This is a genomic window from Nitrospirillum karajorum, assembly GCF_036348415.1.
Lineage (GTDB): Bacteria > Pseudomonadota > Alphaproteobacteria > Azospirillales > Azospirillaceae > Nitrospirillum > Nitrospirillum amazonense_B.
In genome coordinates, this window is record NZ_JAZBQB010000001.1 from 1529002 (window position 1) to 1546816 (window position 17815).

Genomic DNA, 17815 nt, shown 5'->3' on the forward strand with positions numbered 1-17815 from the left:
ACGCCAAACTCAGCCCTTGGCGAAGGCCAGCAGGTCGGGGTTGATGGTGTCGGCGTGGGTCGTGGCCATGCCGTGAGGCAGGCCCGGATAGACCTTCAGGGTGCCATTCTTCACCAACTTGATCGCGAGATGCGCGGAGTCCGCGATGGGCACGATCTGGTCGTCATCGCCGTGCATGATCAGCACGGGCACGTCGATCTTCTTCAGATCTTCGGTGAAGTCGGTTTCCGAAAACGCCTTGATGCAATCGTAGTGGGCCTTGATGCCGCCGATCATGCCCTGGCGCCACCAGTTGTTGATCACCCCCTCCGATACCTTGGCGCCGGGGCGGTTGAAGCCATAGAAGGGACCCGCCGGAATGTCGCGGTAGAACTGGGCGCGGTTGGCGACCAACTGAGTGCGGAAGCCGTCGAACACCTCCATGGGCAGGCCGCCCGGGTTCTTGTCGGTCTTCAGCATGATGGGCGGCACGGCGCCGATCAGCACCGCCTTGGCCACGCGACCCTTCTCGGCGCGGGCGACATAGCGCGCCACTTCGCCGCCGCCGGTGGAATGGCCGACATGGATGGCGTTCTTCAGATCCAGGGCGGCGGCCAGCGCGATGACGTCGGCCGCATAGGTGTCCATCTCGTTCCCGGTATCGGTCTGGGTGGACCGGCCGTGGCCGCGACGGTCATGGGCGATGACGCGATACCCATGGGCCAGGAAGAACATCATCTGGTTGTCCCAGTCGTCCGACGACAGCGGCCAGCCGTGATGGAAGACGATGGGCTGCGCCGTCTTAGGGCCCCAGTCCTTGTAGAAAATCTGGACGCCGTCCTTGGTGGTGATGAAGCTCATGGCATGGGTTCCTTTGTGGGCCGCGTGCGGGCCATGGGAAGAGGGGGTGTCGCTGGCCGCGAGGGCGGCGCCGGCGGGCAGGGCGGCCAGCGCCGCCACGGCCGCGCCACCCATCAGAACGGTGCGGCGGGAGGTTTCCGCCCCAGCCTGGGGCGATGGAAAGGCGCTGGGATCGGGTTGGGAAAGGTCGCTGTTCGGTGTCATGACCCTGCTGTTCCTTGAGGTGTGCGGAACCGGGGTGCGGCCCCCGCGACGCCCAAGGTAGGGCGGCGGGGGACCGGTGACTTGCAGGGGACACGCGCGATTTGATGGTTTGTGCGCAGAAATGGTCGCCCGGCGACGGGCGTGCCGGGTCAGTCGGCGCTGATCGTCTGGGCCAGGAACCAGGCGCGTTCCTCGGCCTCGTCGATCCAGTTTTCCAGCAGGCTGGCGGAGGCGACGTCGCCCGCCTCGTCACAGACCTCGTGCGCCTCGCGCAGGATGCCGGCCAAGGTGACGTTGTCGTCATGCAGTTCGCGCAGCATGTCCAGGGCACCCACGCCCTCGGCATCATTGTCCTTGATGCGCTGCAGCTTGGCGATCTGCCCGATGGATTTCAGGGTGGTGCCGCCCACCTTGCGCACCCGCTCGGCGATGGCATCGGTGGTGGCGAAGATCTGCGCGGCCTGGGCGTCCAGCAGCAGATGGTATTCGCGGAAATGCGGGCCCGAGATGTGCCAGTGGAAGTTCTTGGTCTTCAGGTACAGGGCGAACATGTCGGCCAGCAGGGGCGTCAGCGCGCCGGGCACACCCTGGAAGTTCGGCTTGTTGCTCATCATCGGTTCTCCGGTGGAGGTTTCGTGGGGATGCGCAGCGGGGCGTACCAGCCCCCGTCGGTTTCGTCTTGAAGGGTTGTCGCCCTATTGAACGCCGCGCTTCCTTTTCGTGGGGCCGTCTCGTGGACGGCCGGCACCAGGCATAAAGGATTTAGGGCGCGCCGCCGCCGTTCCAAGCCCGCCACCGGTCAATCCAGCCAGGATGGTGGTGGGCGCGACATGGCTTCCACCACCGCGCCCACCGTCCATCGCCATCAGATGGCGTCGACCACCACCACCTCGGCGTCCTCGATGCCCACCACCTCGATCGTGGCCTGGTCGGTGATGGCGGCGCCATCCCGGGCCTCGATGCGGACGCCGTCGACCTCCACCACGCCCTTGGCCGGCACCAGGTAGACATGGCGGGTAGGGTCCACGGTCAGGCTGACACGTTCGCCCGCCTTGACCGTGGCACCCATGACGCGGGCCTTGGCGCGAATGGGCAGCGCGCCCTCATCCTCGGCATAGCCGCTGGCCAGGGTCACGAACCGGCCGGACCGGTCGGCCTTGGGGAAGGGCTTGGCGCCCCAGGAGGGCGTGCCGCCCCGCGTTTCCGGCTGGATCCAGATCTGGAAGATGCGGGTGGTCTCATTCTCCAGGTTGTACTCGGCATGGCGGATGCCGGAACCGGCCGACATCACCTGCACGTCGCCGGCCTCGGTGCGGCCCTCGTTGCCCACGCTGTCCTGGTGGGTAATGGCGCCGTCGCGGACGTAGGTGATGATCTCCATGTCGGCATGCGGGTGCGGAGGGAAGCCGGACTTGGGCGCGATCTCGTCGTCGTTCCAGACCCGCAGGGCACCCCAGCCCATGTTGGACGGATCGTAGTAGCTGGCGAACGAGAAATGATGCTTGGCCTTAAGCCAACCGTGGTTGGCGCCACCCAGCTTGGCGAACGGACGACGTTCGATCATGACAAAGCTCCTTGCTTTCATCTCTGGCGCGGCGTCGGTGGGCGCCGCTGACAGGACTTAAGATGGTCCTGGTTGACGCTGACGAAAATAGAAACTATGGAACTTCATCGTTTCCAATTTTGACGATATCGACCAGGAGCCTCGCCATGCCCATTCCCGATCTTGAGGCCTGGGCTATTTTCGCCAAAGTGGCGGAAACCGGGTCCTTCGCCGCCGCCGCCAGCGATTTCGGCGTATCCAACGCCACCATTTCCAAGGCGGTGAAGCGGTTGGAGGAGCGGCTGGGTGAGCGTCTCATCCATCGCACCTCCCGCCGCTTTTCCCTGACCGAAACGGGGCGCGTACTGGCCGTGCGGGCCGCCCAAATCCTGGCGGAAGGGGAGGCGGTGGAGGCGGAGGCGCAGGCCAAGTCCAGCCAGCCGCACGGCAGGGTGCGCCTGGCCGCCCCCATGTCCTTCGGCGTGCGGCATGTGGCCCCAGCGCTGCCGGATTTCCTGGCCACCTATCCAGATGTGACGGTGGACCTGCAACTGGACGACCGGCTGGTGGATCTGGTCGCGGGCGGCGTCGACGTGGCGCTGCGCATCGCCGCGCTGGCGGACTCCAGCCTGATCACCCGCCGCCTTTGCCCGGTACGCCGCTGGGTCGTGGGCGCGCCCAGCTATTTCGCCCAGCGTGGCATGCCTGCCCGGCCGCGCGACCTGAAGGATCACGCCTGCCTGGTCTACAGTTACCTGGCGACGGGGGAGATTTGGCACTTCACCCACCCGGACGGCACGGAGGAGTCGGTGAGGGTCAAGGGCCCCTTGAGCGCCACCAACGCCGATGCCTTGCAGGACGCGCTGCTGGCGGGCCTGGGCGTGGCCATGCAGCCCGACTTCCTGGCGTGGGAGGCGGTGCGCGACGGGCGGCTGGTGATCGCCTGTCGGGATTGGGCGCCGCCGCCGCTGGCCATCAACCTGGTGACGCCGGCCGGCGGCCCGCGCGCCGCCCGTGTCGCCGTGCTGCTGGATTTCCTGGCGCACCGTTTCACCGCCGGTTCCGCCCCCTGGACCCGGGCGCTGGTTTAGCCGGAGGGGTGCAGGCGTACAGGTTCACCGGGATGCGATTGCGTTTGTTAACCAATTTTGCTCCGATAGGCGCCGCAATCGAGGCCATTTCCCATGCCTGCCGTCGCCCTCGCTGAAACCGTCTTCCGCTTCGGTTCCTTCAGCCTCTATCCCGCCCGCCGATTACTGACGGCGGGCCAGCCTATCGCCTTGCGCGGCCGAGCGCTCGATCTCTTGCTGGCCTTGGTCGAACGCGCTGGCGAGGTGCTGAATCGCGAGGAGCTGGAGGCGCAGGTCTGGCCCGGCCTTCATGTCGGGGAAAACAACCTGCGGGTCCAAATGGCGCAGCTGCGCCGGGCGTTGGGTCAGCAGGGGGACGACGGGCCCTATGTCAGCACCGTCCCCGGCCAGGGGTATCGCTTCATCGCCCAAGTGCTGCGCGAGGGGGAGGGCGCCCCGCCGCCGCCGTCCCCAGCCGTCGCCGCCTTCGCCCTGACGCGCCAGTTGACCCCGCCGCTGGGACGGGGCGAGGTCATCGCCGCGTTGGCGGCGCGCTTGGGGCGCCAGCGCCTGGTTACCATCGTCGGCCCCGGGGGCATGGGCAAGACGACCGTGGCCCTGGCCGTCGGCACCACCGTGGCCGACCGCTATCCCGATGGTGTCGCCTTGATCGACCTGTCGGTTGTGAACGACGGCGCGCTGGTGGCAGGCATCGTCGCCGGTCGTCTGGCGCCCCAGATACAGGCCGCCGCCCCGTTGCCGGCGCTGTTGGCCTTCCTCAAGCCCCGGCGGATGTTGCTGATCCTGGATAGCTGCGAGACGGTGACCGTGGCCGCGGCCGCCTTGGTTGGTGCCCTGCTGCCCGCCGCGTCCGGCGTGGATATCCTCACCACCAGCCGGGAGCCCCTGGGCTTGACGGCGGAGCATTTGCACGCGCTGGCGCCGCTGGCGGTGCCGCCCCGGACCCGGGATGGTGATGTCGCCCAGATTTGGGCGCATGCCGCCGTGCGGCTGTTCACGGAGCGGGCGGCGGCGGTCACCGGGGGCGGCCCGCTGGATGGCGCCGACGCGCGGACCGTGGCGGAGATTTGCCGGCGCCTGGACGGCATCCCCCTGGGCCTGGAACTGGCGGCCGGCCAGGTGGCCGCCTATGGCGTCGCCGGCGTCGCCCAGCGCCTGGACGATCTGGGTTTGTTGGTCCGGGGGCGCCGTACGGCCGCCGCCCGGCATCAGACCCTGCGCGCCGCCTTCGATTGGAGCTACACCCTGTTGTCGGGCGCGCAGCGCGCTGTGTTGAACCGCCTGTCTGTTTTCGTCGGCGGGTTCGACCAGGCGGCGGTGGCGGCGGTGGTCTCCCCGCGGGATCTTGATGGCGAAGGGACCAGCGCCCAAGTCCTGGACGAACTGGTAGCCAAGTCCCTGGTGGTGGCTGACCATAGGGGGGCGGAGCCGCGCTACCGCCTGTTGGACACGATCCGGGTTTATGCGCGGGAGTGGCTGGACGCCAGCGGCCTGGCCGCCGAAACCCGGGTGGCCCATGCCACCCATTACCTGCGCCTCTTCCAGGCCGCCCTGTCGGACTGGGGCACCACGTCCCCCAGTGACATGATGCGCCGTCACGGGATGGAGATCGACAACGTGCGCCAGGCGCTTGACTGGTGCTTCGGCTCGAGCGAGGGCCCCGCCGGGGACGAGGGGGTGCGCATGGGGCGGGCGCTGATCCTGGCCGTGGCGCCTTTGTGGAAGTGCCTTTCGCTGTGGCCGGAGTGCCAGCGCTGGCTGATTCCTGCCCTGGCCAGCCGGGTGCCGTTCGCCGACGATAGGCAAGATCTGGACCTTCATGTGCTGCGGGCCATGGCCGCCACGGTGATGGGCGATCTGGCGCCACCGGACCTTGAGCGCCTGTGGGCCAATGTCCTCACCGCTTCGATACGGCTGGGCGACGGGGACAGCCGGCTGCAGGCGCAGTTGGGCCTCTATTCCGTACACTTCAACCAGGGCCACATTCGCCGGGCATTGGATTTGGCCCACCGCATGCGGGAGGAGTCGACGGGCGGCCCCGACCGCTCTGCCACGGCCATGACGGAGCGCATGGTGGGGGCCGCATACTACATTCTGGGCGACCCGGCAGGCGCCCGCCGCCATATCGAGGCTGCGCTGGCGCAGACGGACAGCGGGCCCAGCGTCCGCTTCCAGCTTGACCAGGAGATCATGGCGCGCAGCATGCTGGCCGGCGTGCTCTGGCTGCAGGGCGAGGTGGATCAAGGAATGGATCAGTTGCGCCTCTCCCTACGGCAGGCGGCGGCGATGGACCACGTCTACACCACCTGCTCCGTGCTGGGTCAGGCGGCTTGTCCCCAGGCCATGCTGATGAGCGATCATCCCGCCGCCCGGCGGCACACCGACCTGCTGCTCATGCTGGCGGATCGGCACGGCCTGTCCGTGTGGCAATCCTGGGCCCGTTGCTTCGACCTGATTCTCCGCCTGAAGGAGGGGGGTGGGCCGGAGTTGTTGGACGAACTGTGCCGCGCCGTCGCTGCCTTGGGCGATCCCTTACATGCCCGCTATGGCATCCTGGTGCGGGAAACGGCCATGGCCATGGCCATGGCGGGCGATGTTTCGGGAGGACTGGCCATGATTGACACGGCTATAGCCCGCGCCCGCGCCAACGAAGAGGGCTGGGCGTTGCCGGAACAGATGCGCCTGCGCGGCCTGATGCTGGTTCGGTATGGCGATCCGGCGGGGGCGGACGCGCTCTATCGCGAAGCCCTGGATTTGGCGGCGGAGCAGGGGGCATGGTCGTGGCGGCTGCGGCTGGCCATCGACTTGGCCCGTTTGCATCTGGACACAAGCCTGGCGCCGGATGCGCCCGCCATCCTGGCCACCACCTACGGCCATTTCACCGAGGGCTTTGGCACCGCCGATCTGCGGCAGGCCCGCGCCCTCCTGGCGCGCCTCAATCCGTGATCAGGGTGCCGCCGTCCACGACCAGGTTGTGGCCGGTTACGAAGGCGCCGGCGGCCGAGGCCAGATAGACCGCGGTGCCCGCGACCTCCCGCGGGGTGCCCATGCGACGCAAGGGCGTTTGCGCCAGGCGCTTTTCCAGTCGGGCCGGGTCTGCCTTGAAAACCGCCGCCAGATCGGTGTCGATCAGCCCAGGGGAGATGGCGTTGACCCGCACGTTGCCGGGGCCATATTCCACCGCCATGTTGCGCGCCATCTGCGCCAGGGCCGCCTTGGTCAGGGAATAGGCGCCCAGGCTGCGGTTGCCCCGCAGGCCGGACAGGCTGGACATCAGGATCACGGCACCGCCGCCCCGCGCGGCCATGGGCGGCACCAGGCGGTTGCACAGGCGGAAGACGCTGCGCAGGTTGATGGCCATGATGCGGTCATAGGCATCGTCCGGCGTGGTGGCGCTGGGGCCGTTGTGCAGGTTCAGGCCGGCGTTGCACACCAGGATATCGACACCGCCCATTTGGGTCTCGACACCGTCCGCCAGGCGGTCCAGGGCCGCGTCGTCGCCGACATCGCAGGGTAGGGGAAGGGCTGCCAGACCATCATCCCGGAATACCCCCGCCACCCGCGCGCAATCGTCGGCCACCTCGCTGGAGATCGCCACCTGCGCGCCCGCGTGGGCCATTTCCAGGGCGATGGCGTGCCCCAGCCCACGGGTCGAACCGGTGATGAGCGCGCGCTTGCCCGCCAGGCTGAACAGATCCATGACCCCTCCCATTTTTTGGTCGGGTCATTTCCTGCCCGGAAGGTTGTGGCGTCAACCAAAAATCGGTCGGGTCAATTCACCCGTTGCTTGGCCAGCTTGCGGGCCAGGGTGCGGCGGTGCATGCCCAGGCGGCGGGCGGCTTCGGAGACGTTGAAGCCGGTGTCGGCCAGCGTCTCGTGGATGCGTTCCCATTCCAGCGTCTTGATGGAGGTGGTGCGGCTGCTGAGGCTGACGCCGGTGTCACCTTCGGTGCGGCCGAAGGCGGCCTCGATATCGTCGGTGTTGGAGGGCTTGGCCAAGTAATGGCAGGCGCCGAGCTTGATGGCCTCGACCGCCGTGGCGATACTGGCGAAGCCGGTCAGCACCACGATCTTCATCTCCGGATCGTGGGCGTGCAGGATCTTCACGCACTCCAGCCCCGACGCGCCGGCCAGCTTCAGGTCCACCACGGCGAAATCCGGGGCCTCGTTGGTCAGCAGGTCGGCCAGGGCCTCCGCCCGGTCGCAGCTGACCACATGATAGCCCCGCCGCTCGAACGACCGTTTCAAGGCGCGGCCGAAGGAGGGGTCGTCCTCCACGATCAGCAGGACGGGGGCGTCATCGTCGGCAATAAGGTTATCGTCCGTCATCGGCATCCTCGATCACCCCATCCGCGATTATCAGCGAGTCGATGGGCAGGCGCAGTTCCACGGTGGCGCCACCGGCTGGGTTGTTGTCGGCGGTTACCCGCCCACCCAGTTTGCGCGCCACATTGACCGTAAGGAAGAGGCCAAGGCCACGGCCAGGTTTGTTCTTGGTGGACTGGTAAGGCTTGCCAAAGCGCGCCAGGATGTCGGGCGCGAAACCGGGGCCCCGGTCCTGCACCGTCACGGTCAGCACGCCGTCATGGCAGGCGACGTCGATGGCGACCCAGGTGGGGCTGGCCTCCAGCGCGTTGTCGAAGATGTTGAACAGGCTTTGCTTGATGGCGGTATCGGACACGATGGCCACATCGTCGGTGATGTGGTTGGTGTAGTCGATGGCCCGGTCGGCGTGCGCCTGGCGCCAGTCCGCCACCACGGTGTCCAGAAACCGCACCAGCGTGGTGCGCGCCGCCCCTTCGCCCCGCGCTTCGCCGGCGGTCAGCAGGATGCGCGACACGATCTCCTTGCAGCGGGCCAGCGCCGCCTGCATCTCGGCCACGTCATCCAGCAGTTCGGCGTCCCGCGTGTTGGCGGGCATGTGCTGCCAGTCGTTCAGGATGACCGACAGGGTGGCCAGCGGCGTGCCCAATTCATGCGCGGCACCCGACGCCAGCAGACCCATGCGCACGATGTGGTCTTCCTCCACCGACTTTTGCCGCAGGTCGGACAGGCGGGCGTCGCGCTGGCGCAGGTTGCCGTTGATACGGGTGACGAAGCTGACCGCCAGCACCGAGGCCAGCAGGAAACAGATGAAGGTGCCCGCCAGGTAAAGGTCGAACACCCGGGGCCAAGCACCCCCGGCCGAGGCCAGTCCCTGGGAGAACAGGGCGATGTCGCGGTGATAGGCCGTCAGGCCGACGAAGCAGGCGCTGGTCAGCCCCACCAGGGTCCAGGTCAGGGGCGGCTGCAGCAGCACGGCGCCCAGGATGACCTGCAGCAGGAATAGCGAGACGAAGGGGTTGGTGGCGCCCCCGCTCAAATATAGCTGCACCGTCAGGGCGGCCACGTCCAGCAGCATGGCCAGGAACAGCTCGGCATTGGTGACGGTGGTGCAGGTGCGGCTGCGGTAGAGGCTGACCAGGTTCAGCAGCACCAGGAACAGGATGACCCCGACCATGGGAATCAGCGGCAGGTCGATGTCGAACCAGGCCTGGGCCATGGTGATGGTCGCCACCTGACCGCCGACCGCCAGCCATCGCAGGGTGACAAGAAGCAGCAGGTTCTTCTTGTTGGTCGTGTCCTGGATCGAAATCTCTTCCATCCTGTCCCTAGTCCTCCCCGGGTGACGGATGTCTTTTCCGGTAGGACTAGCGGTTCAACGGGGGGCCGGCAATGACGAAGGCGACCACGGGGCCATCCCGCCGCAGGGGCCGGGGTGGTCTCGTGGTCGCCCTGACGGTGGTCGACGGCGGGGAAGCTCAGGAAGCGTCCCGGGGGAGGGGAGGGATGGTGATCCACCCCACCCCCGGGGAAGACGCCTTACTCCATGGGCATGGCGCCCGGCATCATGTTGGCGTTCAGGTGCAGCATGACCCACCAGGAACCGACCACCAGGATGGCGACGATCAGCAGCGTGAACAGGAAGGCGGCCATGTTCCAGGACCGGGCCGACGAGCTGTTCATGTGCAGGAAGTAAACCAGGTGCACAAGGATCTGGACGATGCCCAGCCCGAAGCACACCGGGATGGCGGTCCCGGCCGGCAGGGCGCCGGACATGACCAGGCCGAAGGGGATCGCGGTCAGGATGACCGACAGGACGAAGCCGACGACGTAGGACTTCACGCTGCCGTGAGCGCCTTCGCCGTGATGGGCGCCATGGTGGCCATGATCATGGCCGTGAGCAGTGGTGTGTGCGGTAGCCATCACGCGGCCACTCCCGACAGGTAGACGATGGTGAACACGCCGATCCAGACGATGTCCAGGAAGTGCCAGAACAGGCTGAGGCAGGTCAGGCGGACGATGTTGGCGTGGGTCAGGCCACGGCGCAGCACGTGGGCGATCAGCGTCACCATCCAGACCATGCCGGACAGGACGTGCAGGCCGTGGGTGCCGACCAGGGTGAAGAACGACGACAGGAAGGCCGACCGGTCGGGGCCCGCACCCTCGCCGATCAGCTCGGCGAACTCATGCAGTTCCATGAACATGAAGCCCAGGCCCAGCAGCAGGGTGACACCCAGCCACCGCAGGGTGGCCGACTGCTTCTGCTTCTCGGCGGCGATCATGGCCATGCCGTAGGTGAAGCTGGACACCAGCAGGAAGGCGGTTTCACCGGCCACGTAGGGCAGGCTGAACAGCTCCTTGGCATCCGGCCCGCCGGCCGTCTGTCCGCGCAGCACCGCGAACGCCGCGAACACGGCGGCGAACAGGATGCAGTCGCTCATCAGGTAGATCCAGAACCCCAGCGTGGTCTTGGATCCGTCGTCGTGGTGCTCGTCATGAGCCTCCACGCCGTGAAGCAGGGCCGCGTCGGCGGCCGCGACGGAATGTGCGTTGCTCATCGTCTTAGACCTGCGACGTCAGTTGCTTGAAGTACTTGCGCTCAGTCTCGGCCACCGTCTCGGAGGGGACGTAGTAGTCCCGGTTCTCGTTGAAGGTGTGGCCGATGCCGACCGCGACGGCGGCGGCGAACGCGGCGACCACCAGCCACCAGATGTGCCAGATCAGCGCGAAGCCCAGGACGGCGATGAAGCCGCCGAGGATGACGCCCGTGCCCGTGTTGTGGGGCATGTGGATCTTGCTGTAGGCGGGCAGCGGCTGCAGGCCGGCGCCGGTGGCCTGCTTCTGCTCCCAGAAGGCGTCGCGGGCGGTGACCACGGGCGTCTGCGGGAAGTTGTAGAAGGCCGGCGGGGAAGAGGTGGCCCACTCCAGCGTGCGGCCGTTCCACGGGTCGCCGGTCAGGTCGCGCAGCGCCTTGCGGTTCAACACGCTGACCAGGATCTGCAGGACGAAGGCGCCGATGCCGCAGGCGATGATCGCCGCACCCAGGGCCGCCACCAGCAGGTAGTTGTGCCAGACGATGTTGTCGACGTGGTTCATGCGGCGGGTCATGCCCATCAGGCCCAGGGCGTACAGGGGCATGAAGGCCAGGTAGAAGCCGACCAGCCAGCACCAGAACGACACCTTGCCCAGGGTCTCGTTCAGCTTGAAGCCGAAGGCCTTGGGGAACCAGTAGGTGAAGCCGGCCAGGTAGCCGAACAGCACGCCGCCGATGATGACGTTGTGGAAGTGGGCGATCAGGAACAGGCTGTTGTGCAGGACGAAGTCGGCCGCGGGCACCGCCATCAGAACGCCGGTCATGCCGCCGATGACGAAGGTGACCATGAAGCCCAGGGTCCACAGCACCGGAACGGTGAACTGCACCCGGCCGCGGTACATGGTGAACAGCCAGTTGAAGATCTTGGCGCCGGTGGGGATGGAGATGATCATCGTGGAAATGCCGAAGAAGGCATTCACGTTGGCGCCGGCGCCCATGGTGAAGAAGTGGTGCAGCCACACGATGAACGACAGCACGGTGATGCAGACCGTGGCGTAGACCATCGAGGTGTAGCCGAACAGCTTCTTGGACGAGAAGGTGGAGATGACTTCGGAGAAGATGCCGAAGGCCGGCAGGACCAGGATGTACACCTCAGGATGGCCCCAGGCCCAGATGAGGTTCACGTACATCATGGCGTTGCCGCCACCGTCGTTGGTGAAGAAGTGCATGCCCAGGTAACGGTCCAGCGACAGCATCGCCAGCGTGGCCGTCAGGATGGGGAAGGCCGCCACGATCAGCATGTTGGAGCAGAGCGTGGTCCAGGTGAAGATCGGCATGCGCATCAGCGTCATGCCGGGCGCCCGCATCTTCAGGATGGTCGTGATCATGTTCACGCCGGCCAGCAGGGTGCCGACGCCTGAGATCTGCAGGGCCCACAGGTAATAGTCGACGCCGACGCCGGGGCTGTACTGCAGCTCCGACAGCGGCGGGTAGGCCAGCCAGCCGGTGCGGGCGAACTCACCCACCGCCAGCGAAATGTTGATCAGCAGGGCGCCCGCGGCCGTCAGCCAGAAGCTGAGGTTGTTCAGGTAGGGGAACGCCACGTCGCGCGCGCCGATCTGCAGCGGCACGACGATGTTCATCAGGCCGACCATGAAGGGCATCGCCATGAAGAAGATCATGATGACGCCGTGGGCGGTGAAGATCTGGTCGAAGTGCTCGGGCGGCAGGGGGCCGGCGGCGCCCGTGGAGGCCATCGCCTGCTGGGTGCGCATCATCACGGCGTCGGCGAAGCCACGCAGCAGCATGACCAGCGCCAGGATGATGTACATGATGCCGATGTTCTTGTGGTCGACCGAGGTCAGCCACTTGGACCACAGCGGGCCCCACAGGCGGAAGAAGGTGATGCCCGCCACCAGGGCGGCACCGCCCAGGACCATCATCGCCACGGCGCCCATGATGATGGGCTCGTGGTAAGGAATGGCCTCGAGAGTCAGTTTACCGAACATGGATTAACCCCTCGGCTTGGCGGGATTGCACAGCTGCACGTCGCCGCCGGCCACTTCCTTGGCCATCGCCAGGCTGACCGCGGCGTCCATGCAGGTGGAACCGTCCGAGCACTTGTTGAGAATGTCGTGGTAGAGCGTGGGCTCGACCTCGCTGTAATAGGTCACCGGGTCCTTCTCGCTGGGCTTGGCGAGCTCCCGGTACTTGGCCATCGTCAGCTTGCCGTCGCCGGCGCGCGCCTTCTCCACCCACTGGGCGAAGGCCTCGTCGGTCATGGCGTGCGCCACGAAATGCATGTCGGAGAAGCCGCCGCCGCTGTAGTTGGCGGACAGGCCGTCGAAGTCGCCGGCGGCGTCGGCCACCAGGCTCAGCTTCGTCTCCATGCCGGGCATGGTGTAGATCTGGCTGCCCAGGCGCGGGATGAAGAAGGAGTTCATCACCGTGGCCGAGGTCAGCTTGAAATGCACCGGGGTGCCGGCGGGAAAGGCCAGCTCATTCACCGAGGCGACGTTCAGGTCGGGGTAGATGAACAGCCACTTCCAGTCCATCGAGACCACCTCGACCTCGACGGCCTTCTTGTCCGACACCAGTTCCCGGCTGGGCTCCAGCGTGTGCGAGGACACCCAGGTGACATAGGCCAGGATGGCGATGATGACGCAGGGGATGCCCCACACCGCCACCTCGATCTTGGACGAGTGATCCCACTCCGGCTTGAAGGTCGCGTTCTTGTTCGAGGCGCGGTAGCGCCAGGCGAACAGGAAGACCATGGCGATGACGGGGATCACGACGATGAGCATCAGGCACGTGGCCAGGATGATGATCGACTTTTCCTCGGCACCAATGGGGCCCGCCGGGTCCAGCAGGGCCATGTCGCAGCCGCTGAGCAGGGGGGCTGCGGCCAGGAGTGCCGCCAGGGATTTTGTGCGGCCGCGAAGGTTCCGCAAAATTCTAAGGGTCGCAGTCATTCTGTCCACGTAAAGCCGTGATGGGATCGTCAACTCATGATTCTAATTTTTGAGCGTCTCGCCGGCGGCGCGCCTGGGTTGTGGCGTCGCTTGCGTCCGAAGGCCCGGATGGCCTCTACGCAAGGCGTACCACCTGGCACCGCCGTGTGAGGTTCCGCACTGCAAAAGAACTAGACCTTCGCCGCGTCATTTATCGAGTTCATTGTGTAGGGGGGATTGGACAATTGGTCCAAGGGCGCGCGGCCTTCCTGTCCGCGTATGCGCGGGCGCGAGATTCGTTCAACAGGTTAGCGCTTTGTATTAGAAAGACTTTTTATGATTCTTCCGGCGAACGGTCGTGCCAGAAACAGATTTGCCATCCTGTGACATGCGTACGGCGTAAGCCTGCCGTGTCCCTGCCTCGGGCATTGCGCGTGGTTAAGGGGGACGGGGGCGGCCACCACCGGGCGCATTGTCGCCACCGATTCGGAATTCCCCTGCACCACCAACGGTTTATGGTTAGCGGCTTCTTAATGGCCCGGATCGTGGTTGAGTCCGCAATTGCTGCGTGCGCGAAATGGCCTGATGTCTCGCCGCAAGGTGGCAAATCAGCGTCGGGAGGGGCCCGGCGCCGGCGGGGCGGCTGTGGCTTCCAGGGCGTCGTCCAGGTCCAGGCCGGCGGTGTCGTAGCCCCGGCGGAAATCCACCATGTGCTTGCGCATCCACTCCCGCGCCACCTCCGCGTCGCCGTCGGACAGGGCCTCGACGATGCGGCGGTGCGCCTCCACCAGGCGACGGGGGCCGACCTCCGCCGTTTTGGGATGGCGGAACAATCGTTCCAGCGCGGGATAGAACAGCTGCGTCACCGGTTCCCGCGCCAGCAGCAGGGCGCGGTTGCCCGCCGCCTCCGCCACCAGGATGTGGAAGGCGACGTCCAGGGGGATGACGGAGGCGCCGGCGGCGACCGCCTGCTCCGTCGCCTCCACATTGGCGCGTAACTGGGCCAGCCGGCCGGCATCGATGCGGGTGGCGGCATGGGCGGCGGTGCTGGGCTCCAGGTCCATGGATACCTCCCACAACTCGCGGAAGGTGACGCGCTGCATCACCATGGCGCGGGACAGGCGCGGCGCCAGGTCGCCGTAATGGGGCTCGGCCACATAAAGGCGGCGTCCCGCTTCCCGCCGCACCAGCCCGCTCTGTTCCAGGATGCGAATGCCCTCACGCACCGTGTGGCGGGTCACGCCGAACTGGTCGGCCAATTCCGTCTCGGTCGGCAGGATGTCGCCGGCGGCCAGCCGGCCGGCCAGGATCTCCCGCTCTATGGTGTCGCTGACCACCTTATAGGTGGGCAGGATGGCCAGCCGTGCGAACGCCATGCGCCGAATGCCCCTTTGCCCGCAACCCGCTCTAGGACCGAAACTGCCCTGAGCGCCGATGAAAACCCAGGCGGCAGTGGACTGCAGCCCTGTCGCCGGCCGGCCCTTTAGCACACGCCGGCGCCGGCCGGAATTAGTCTCGCGTTTTCAGCGTGATATTTCAATTGTCCAACAAACGAACAATGACATACAGTTTCGCCACGCGCAGGATGCCGAGGGTGCCGGCGCGGGGGAGAACCCGGCGCCGGCAACGCATCCGGAACGCGCCGACGACAGGAGGAAACGCCCATCATGTCCGCTGCCGCCAAGACGGATGCCCTGCATCGCCTTTTCGACCTCACGGGCCAGGTCGCCCTGATCACCGGCGGTTCGCGCGGCCTGGGCCTGCAGATCGCGGAGGCCCTGGGCGAGTTCGGTGCCCATCCCGTGCTGGTGGCGCGCAAGGCCGATGAATTGGCGTCCGCCGTCGCCCACCTGGCGGGGCAGGGCATCGCCGCCAGCGCCATCCCCGCCGACCTCAGCCGGCAGGAGGCCATGGCCCCGCTGGTGGACAAGGTGATGGCCGATCACGGGCGCATCGACGTGCTGGTCAACAATGCCGGCACCACCTGGGGCGCCCCGGCGCAGGACCACACGCCCGAACAGTGGGCCAAGGTGGTGGACCTGAACCTGAACGCGGTCTTTTTCCTGACCCAGGCGGTGGCGCGGGCCGCCATGCTGCCCCTGAAGCGGGGGCGCATCGTCAACGTCGCCTCCATCGCCGGCATGCAGGGGCACCACCCGCGCATGATGGGCACGGTCGCCTATGGCACCACCAAGGGCGCCCTGGTCAACATGACCCGCGTGCTGGCGGCGGAGTGGGGCCCCCTCGGCATCAATGTCAATGCCCTGGCGCCCGGCTTCTTCCCGTCCAAGATGACGCGCGGCACCCTGGCCAAGCATGAGGCCGACCTGGTGGACGGCACGCCCCTGGGCAAGCTGGGCAATGACCAGGACCTGAAGGGGGCGGCCCTGCTGCTGGCCTCGCCCGCCGGCGGGCACATCACCGGCCAGATCCTGGCGGTGGACGGCGGCGTCAGCGTCATCTGAGCACGGCGAGGGAAGGGACGACGACGATGACCACGCCCCCGGTGCGCGCCCGCGACCTTGGCTTCCTCCTGCACGACTGGCTGTCCCTGGAGGGGCTGCTGGCCTACCCGCATTTCCAGGACCATGGTCGCGAAACCGTGGACGCCATGCTGGACATCGCCGGCCGCGTGGCGGCCGACACCTTCCTGCCCCATTACAAGGCGGCGGATCAGCACGAACCCCATCTGGTGGACGGGCAGGTGCGCATCCTGCCCGCCATCCACCAGGCGCTGGCGGCCTTCGCCGAGGTCGGCATGTTCGCCGCCCCCTTCGATGCCGAGGTGGGGGGCTTGCAGTTGCCCCACTTGGCCTACAGCGCCGCCATGGCGCAGTTCATGGCCGCCAACGTGGCGACCGCCGCCTATCCCATGCTGACCATGGGCAATGCCGAACTGCTGGTGCGCTACGCCGGCGCGGCGCTGGTGCGGGCCTGCGCCCTGCCGGAGATCCAGGGCCGCTACTTTGGCACCATGTGCCTGTCCGAACCCCAGGCGGGGTCGTCGCTGGCCGACATCGCCACCCGGGCCGTGCCGGACGGCAGCGATGAGCTGGGCCCCCGCTATCGCCTGTTCGGCAACAAGATGTGGATCTCCGGCGGCGACCAGGACGCCAGCGCCAACATCATCCATCTGGTGCTGGCCAAGGTGCCCGGCCCTGATGGCAAGCTGATCCCCGGCACCCAGGGCATCAGCCTGTTCGTCGTGCCCAAGGTGCTGGTGGACGGGTCGGCCTTCGCCGGCCAGCGCAACGACGTGGTGGTGGCCGGCCTGAACCACAAGATGGGCTATCGCGGCACCGCCAACTGCCTGCTGAACTTCGGCGAGGGGGCGCACCACCGGCCGGGGGGCGAGGCGGGCGCCGTGGGCTATCGCGTCGGCGGGGTGGGCCAGGGCCTGCCCATCATGTTCCAGATGATGAACAGCGCCCGCATCTCCGTCGGCCTGGGTGCCGCCATGCTGGGTTATCGCGGCTATCGCCTGGCGGTGGAGTATGCGCGCGACCGGCGTCAGGGCCGGCCGCTGGCGGCCCAAAAAGGGGGCGCCCCCATCGCCATCATCGACCATCCCGACGTGCGCCGCCTGCTGCTGGCGCAGAAGGCCTATGCCGAGGGGGCGCTGGCCCTGGTGCTGTACTGCGCCCGCCTGGTGGATGAGGAACGGCATGGCCCGGCCGAGGGGCGGACCGAGGCCGGCAGCCTCCTGGGGTTGTTGACGCCTGTCGCCAAGACCTGGCCGGCGGAATGGGGCCTGGCGGCCAACGACCTGGCCATCCAGGTACATGGCGGCTACGGCTACACCCGCGATTTCGATGTGGAACAGCTGTACCGCGATAACCGCCTGAACCCCATCCATGAGGGCACGACCGGCATCCAGGGCCTGGACCTCATGGGACGCAAGACCCTGCGGGACGACGGCGCCTCGCTGGCCATATTGCGCCGCCGGGTGCAGGCCACGGTGGAACGGGCGCGCCATCTGCCGGCCCTGGCCGACTTCGCCCATGTGCTGGACGTCACCTGGGCCCGCATCGGCGCCCTGGTGGGCCACCTGAAGGCTGCGGGCGACGATGCCGCCAGCCTGGCGCAGGCGACCCCCTTCCTCTCGGCATTCGGCCATGCGTTGGTGGCCTGGCAGTGGCTGGACCAGGCATTGGTGGCCGGCACCCTGGACGCCGCACCCGACGCGGAGGAGGCAGCCTTCCGCGCCGGCAAGCTGGCCGCCTGCCGCTTCTTCTTCGAGACGGAGGTGCCGCGCATTGATGTCTGGCTGGGCATCGTCGGCCGGCGCAGCGACCTGACCCAGACCATCGACCCCGCCGCCTTTTAAGCG

The 17815-nt window shown here is 67.3% G+C and carries 15 protein-coding genes; 4 read left to right on the forward strand and 11 right to left on the reverse strand.

The window, feature by feature from the left end:
- Positions 1 to 9: 9 nt before the first annotated feature.
- The 3 genes from UCD39_RS06680 to UCD39_RS06690 all read right to left on the reverse strand — a co-directional run bounded on the left by UCD39_RS06680 (position 10) and on the right by UCD39_RS06690 (position 2608).
- Complete coding sequence (locus UCD39_RS06680; RefSeq protein WP_330495499.1) at positions 10 to 840, reverse strand: alpha/beta fold hydrolase; 831 nt, start codon at positions 838 to 840, stop codon at positions 10 to 12.
- Positions 841 to 1193: 353 nt separating this feature from the next.
- Positions 1194 to 1655, reverse strand: a complete 462-nt coding sequence (locus UCD39_RS06685) for a Dps family protein (RefSeq protein ID WP_330495269.1) — start codon at positions 1653 to 1655, stop codon at positions 1194 to 1196.
- 254 nt (positions 1656 to 1909) lie between these two features.
- Positions 1910 to 2608 carry a pirin family protein gene (locus UCD39_RS06690; RefSeq protein WP_330495270.1) on the reverse strand — a complete coding sequence of 233 codons (699 nt, stop codon included), beginning with the start codon at positions 2606 to 2608 and terminating at the stop codon, positions 1910 to 1912.
- Between the two features lie 146 nt (positions 2609 to 2754).
- On the opposite strand from UCD39_RS06690, the gene UCD39_RS06695 reads away from it, so the two are divergent.
- A complete protein-coding gene (locus UCD39_RS06695; RefSeq protein ID WP_330495271.1) occupies positions 2755 to 3678 on the forward strand; it encodes a LysR family transcriptional regulator in 924 nt (307 codons plus the stop codon).
- Between the two features lie 93 nt (positions 3679 to 3771).
- Complete coding sequence (locus UCD39_RS06700) at positions 3772 to 6624, forward strand: ATP-binding protein (protein WP_330495272.1); 2853 nt, start codon at positions 3772 to 3774, stop codon at positions 6622 to 6624.
- Here UCD39_RS06700 and UCD39_RS06705 read toward each other — a convergent pair.
- The 8 genes from UCD39_RS06705 to UCD39_RS06740 all read right to left on the reverse strand — a co-directional run bounded on the left by UCD39_RS06705 (position 6614) and on the right by UCD39_RS06740 (position 14861).
- Positions 6614 to 7378, reverse strand: coding sequence for an SDR family NAD(P)-dependent oxidoreductase (locus tag UCD39_RS06705; RefSeq protein WP_330495273.1), 765 nt, complete (start codon positions 7376 to 7378; stop codon positions 6614 to 6616). The two genes, UCD39_RS06700 and UCD39_RS06705, sit on opposite strands and share 11 nt — an antisense overlap.
- Before the next feature lie 71 nt (positions 7379 to 7449).
- Positions 7450 to 8007, reverse strand: coding sequence for a response regulator transcription factor (locus UCD39_RS06710; RefSeq protein ID WP_330495274.1), 558 nt, complete (start codon positions 8005 to 8007; stop codon positions 7450 to 7452).
- The gene (locus UCD39_RS06715; RefSeq protein ID WP_330495275.1) at positions 7994 to 9322 is read right to left on the reverse strand and encodes an ATP-binding protein; all 1329 of its coding nucleotides are present in this window, start codon (positions 9320 to 9322) and stop codon (positions 7994 to 7996) included. The genes UCD39_RS06710 and UCD39_RS06715 overlap by 14 nt, the downstream gene beginning before the upstream one ends.
- A gap of 218 nt (positions 9323 to 9540) precedes the next feature.
- Positions 9541 to 9924: a cytochrome o ubiquinol oxidase subunit IV gene (gene cyoD / locus UCD39_RS06720; protein WP_330495276.1), complete on the reverse strand. Its 384-nt coding sequence runs from the start codon at positions 9922 to 9924 to the stop codon at positions 9541 to 9543.
- Positions 9924 to 10559 (reverse strand): cytochrome o ubiquinol oxidase subunit III, encoded by a 636-nt coding sequence (gene cyoC / locus UCD39_RS06725; protein WP_145729343.1) that lies wholly within the window; start codon positions 10557 to 10559, stop codon positions 9924 to 9926. Before cyoC ends, cyoD begins: the two co-directional genes overlap by 1 nt.
- Before the next feature lie 4 nt (positions 10560 to 10563).
- Positions 10564 to 12543 carry a cytochrome o ubiquinol oxidase subunit I gene (cyoB, locus tag UCD39_RS06730; RefSeq protein WP_330495277.1) on the reverse strand — a complete coding sequence of 660 codons (1980 nt, stop codon included), beginning with the start codon at positions 12541 to 12543 and terminating at the stop codon, positions 10564 to 10566.
- Between the two features lie 3 nt (positions 12544 to 12546).
- On the reverse strand, positions 12547 to 13506 hold the full coding sequence (gene cyoA / locus UCD39_RS06735) for a ubiquinol oxidase subunit II (RefSeq protein ID WP_330495278.1): 960 nt from the start codon (positions 13504 to 13506) through the stop codon (positions 12547 to 12549).
- 587 nt (positions 13507 to 14093) lie between these two features.
- A complete protein-coding gene (locus UCD39_RS06740; RefSeq protein ID WP_330495279.1) occupies positions 14094 to 14861 on the reverse strand; it encodes a FadR/GntR family transcriptional regulator in 768 nt (255 codons plus the stop codon).
- 291 nt (positions 14862 to 15152) lie between these two features.
- On the opposite strand from UCD39_RS06740, the gene UCD39_RS06745 reads away from it, so the two are divergent.
- Together UCD39_RS06745 and UCD39_RS06750 are read left to right on the forward strand one after the other, a co-directional pair.
- Positions 15153 to 15950, forward strand: a complete 798-nt coding sequence (locus UCD39_RS06745) for an SDR family oxidoreductase (RefSeq protein ID WP_145729347.1) — start codon at positions 15153 to 15155, stop codon at positions 15948 to 15950.
- Between the two features lie 26 nt (positions 15951 to 15976).
- The gene (locus UCD39_RS06750; protein WP_330495280.1) at positions 15977 to 17812 is read left to right on the forward strand and encodes an acyl-CoA dehydrogenase; all 1836 of its coding nucleotides are present in this window, start codon (positions 15977 to 15979) and stop codon (positions 17810 to 17812) included.
- Positions 17813 to 17815: the final 3 nt, after the last annotated feature.

Excerpts from the sequence above, each read along its gene's own strand:
- UCD39_RS06680 (WP_330495499.1), bottom strand. The coding sequence starts at position 840 with ATGAGCTTCATCACCACCAAGGACGGCGTCCAGATTTTCTACAAGGAC.
- UCD39_RS06685 (WP_330495269.1), bottom strand. The coding sequence starts at position 1,655 with ATGAGCAACAAGCCGAACTTCCAGGGTGTGCCCGGCGCGCTGACGCCC.
- UCD39_RS06690 (WP_330495270.1), bottom strand. The coding sequence starts at position 2,608 with ATGATCGAACGTCGTCCGTTCGCCAAGCTGGGTGGCGCCAACCACGGT.
- UCD39_RS06695 (WP_330495271.1), top strand. The coding sequence starts at position 2,755 with ATGCCCATTCCCGATCTTGAGGCCTGGGCTATTTTCGCCAAAGTGGCG.
- UCD39_RS06700 (WP_330495272.1), top strand. The coding sequence starts at position 3,772 with ATGCCTGCCGTCGCCCTCGCTGAAACCGTCTTCCGCTTCGGTTCCTTC.
- UCD39_RS06705 (WP_330495273.1), bottom strand. The coding sequence starts at position 7,378 with ATGGATCTGTTCAGCCTGGCGGGCAAGCGCGCGCTCATCACCGGTTCG.
- UCD39_RS06710 (WP_330495274.1), bottom strand. The coding sequence starts at position 8,007 with ATGACGGACGATAACCTTATTGCCGACGATGACGCCCCCGTCCTGCTG.
- UCD39_RS06715 (WP_330495275.1), bottom strand. The coding sequence starts at position 9,322 with ATGGAAGAGATTTCGATCCAGGACACGACCAACAAGAAGAACCTGCTG.
- cyoD (WP_330495276.1), bottom strand. The coding sequence starts at position 9,924 with ATGGCTACCGCACACACCACTGCTCACGGCCATGATCATGGCCACCAT.
- cyoC (WP_145729343.1), bottom strand. The coding sequence starts at position 10,559 with ATGAGCAACGCACATTCCGTCGCGGCCGCCGACGCGGCCCTGCTTCAC.
- cyoB (WP_330495277.1), bottom strand. The coding sequence starts at position 12,543 with ATGTTCGGTAAACTGACTCTCGAGGCCATTCCTTACCACGAGCCCATC.
- cyoA (WP_330495278.1), bottom strand. The coding sequence starts at position 13,506 with ATGACTGCGACCCTTAGAATTTTGCGGAACCTTCGCGGCCGCACAAAA.
- UCD39_RS06740 (WP_330495279.1), bottom strand. The coding sequence starts at position 14,861 with ATGGCGTTCGCACGGCTGGCCATCCTGCCCACCTATAAGGTGGTCAGC.
- UCD39_RS06745 (WP_145729347.1), top strand. The coding sequence starts at position 15,153 with ATGTCCGCTGCCGCCAAGACGGATGCCCTGCATCGCCTTTTCGACCTC.
- UCD39_RS06750 (WP_330495280.1), top strand. The coding sequence starts at position 15,977 with ATGACCACGCCCCCGGTGCGCGCCCGCGACCTTGGCTTCCTCCTGCAC.